Here is a 2,188-nt window from a genome sequence, read left to right on the forward strand (position 1 = left end):
ACGATATTCAATATCTCTGCAAAAGACTGTACCTTAACAGCTCCTTTTTCCATTAATTCATTAAGCAGAGTTGTGGCTGCTCCACCTGTATAATCCTGGATTTTATGCTCTGATTCAGGAATATAGAGAATTATCTTTTCTGTCGAAACCTCTTCCAGTACTTTGAGGTTAGGATAATTTCCCCACCCAATCGGCATGGATGTGACAATAACCATATCAGCCTTTTTAACCTGATATAGAAGTTCTTCCTGGTGTACCAGCGTAATCCGGGAGAACGGGGGCTCACTGATGACATCAAAACCTAATCTTCTGGCAACCTGGAAATCAGAATCCTGTTCTGACAGAACGCCACATCTGACCTGGTATCCATTTCCAAAAAGGGCTGACATCAGACATGCTCCAGTACCTGCTCCTGAAATGAGAAATATATCGGGGTTTTGGTTATTTTGGATTTCTTTCTGATCCAGTACAAATACACATGGAGTACCAGTAGCCGGATTAATACTAATCACAGGGGATATCTGAAATACTGCTCTCATATTTTCTTCATTCAAGATATCATGGGGTGTCCCGAATGCGTGGATCTTCCCATTATGTAGGAGTAGAAGATGGTCACAGTATGCGGCTGCAAGGTTTATATCATGAAAAACTCCGATAACTGCTTTTCTTCCTTTAACACTTTCGCGAATCAGGGATATTAGGTCGTACTGATGACGAAGATCTATGTGAGCAAACGGCTCATCAAGCAAAAGCAACTCAGTATCCTGTGCAAGAGCCCTGGCGATGAGGACGCGTTGTCTTTCTCCGCCGCTCAGGGCTGTAATTGATCGATCAGCAAATTCGAGGACACCAGTCTGTTTCAGTGCTTTCAAAACTGCCTTTTCATCCTCATCACCGGGAGGTCTGAACCTCGGGATATGAGGATTTCTTCCCATCATCACAATATCCCGGACAGTATAGGAAAAAGGAATTGAATTTTCCTGAGGTACATACCCGACAGTTTTTCCAAATTCTCTAAATGGAACATCATCCAACTCAATTCCATCGAGTAAAATAGAACCAGAACGAGATTTTAATGATTTGGCAAGAACCTGGAGAAAGGTTGATTTTCCTGAACCATTGGGACCCAGAATTCCAATAAACATTTGTTCATGAACACAAAGTTGAATTTGTCTAAGAACATCCCGATCTTTGTATCCGGCGTCAAGATCTTTGACTGTGAGCAGTATTTCACTCATAACTCCTCCCTTCTCCTGATTAAAAAGAGAAAGAAAGGAGCACCAAAGAATGCAGTAACAACTCCAACCGGAAGTTCACCAAGCCAGGTTCGTGACATGGTATCTGCCAAAAGGAGTAAAAATGCACCACAACATAATGAACCGGGAATCAGGATCGCATGATCCGGGCCGGTGAGAAGCCTCGTTATATGGGGAGAGACAAGGCCTATGAAACCGATAGATCCGGTGACAGACACAATAATCCCAATGAGTCCGGCAGATGCTCCCAGGAGAAGAAGTTTCGTTCGGTGTGGATCAATTCCAAGGGTATGAGTTTCATTCTCCCCACATGTGATTATGTTCAGGTCTCGTGAATAGACAAGAAGAAGAACAATGGGAATAAAAGAAAGGCAGAGGAGAGGAATATCTGCCCATGATGCATTCCAGAGACCACCCATCAGCCAGAACATAATCTGATGCATATTACTTCCAGCAAAAACCATAAAAACGGAAACAACTGCTGAAAAAAAAGTGGATACAGCTATTCCGGTCAGAAGAAGAACACTTGTGCTTATCCGCCCATTGTGTGTAGAGAGCAGATAAACGATAAAAACAGCAGAAATAGCACCAATAAATGCAGCAGATGGGATGAGTGCTACAAGTCCAAGTGCCATCATGAGGGATGCTCCAACTGCTCCTCCAGATGATGTTCCAAGAATATATGGATCTGCAAGATCATTACGAAAGAGAGCCTGCATAGCAGTTCCGGCACCTGCGAGTCCGGCTCCGGCAATTGCAGCAACAATAGCCCGGGGCAGTCTGATATCCAAAAATATTTGAGAACCTGTCCCTCCTCCAAATGCCTGAGCAAGGGAGATCGACACAGGACCAAGAGTAACCGACCCCAGAATGGCCAAAATGAGCAGAACGAATGAGAAAATCAGGAACAGAAATTGAACTCGATGTTTCAC

Annotated in this window: 2 protein-coding genes; both read right to left on the minus strand. The window is 43.7% G+C overall.

The window, feature by feature from the left end; translation table 11 throughout:
* A partial coding sequence (locus tag VN429_RS06050; RefSeq protein WP_325630940.1) for an ABC transporter ATP-binding protein occupies positions 1-1,238 on the minus strand: 1,238 nt, incomplete at its 3' end.
* A partial coding sequence (locus tag VN429_RS06055; protein WP_325630942.1) for a FecCD family ABC transporter permease occupies positions 1,235-2,188 on the minus strand: 954 nt, incomplete at its 5' end. The genes VN429_RS06050 and VN429_RS06055, both read right to left, overlap by 4 nt.

Origin of the sequence: Methanospirillum sp. (assembly GCF_035560735.1) — an archaeon.
GTDB lineage: Archaea > Halobacteriota > Methanomicrobia > Methanomicrobiales > Methanospirillaceae > Methanospirillum.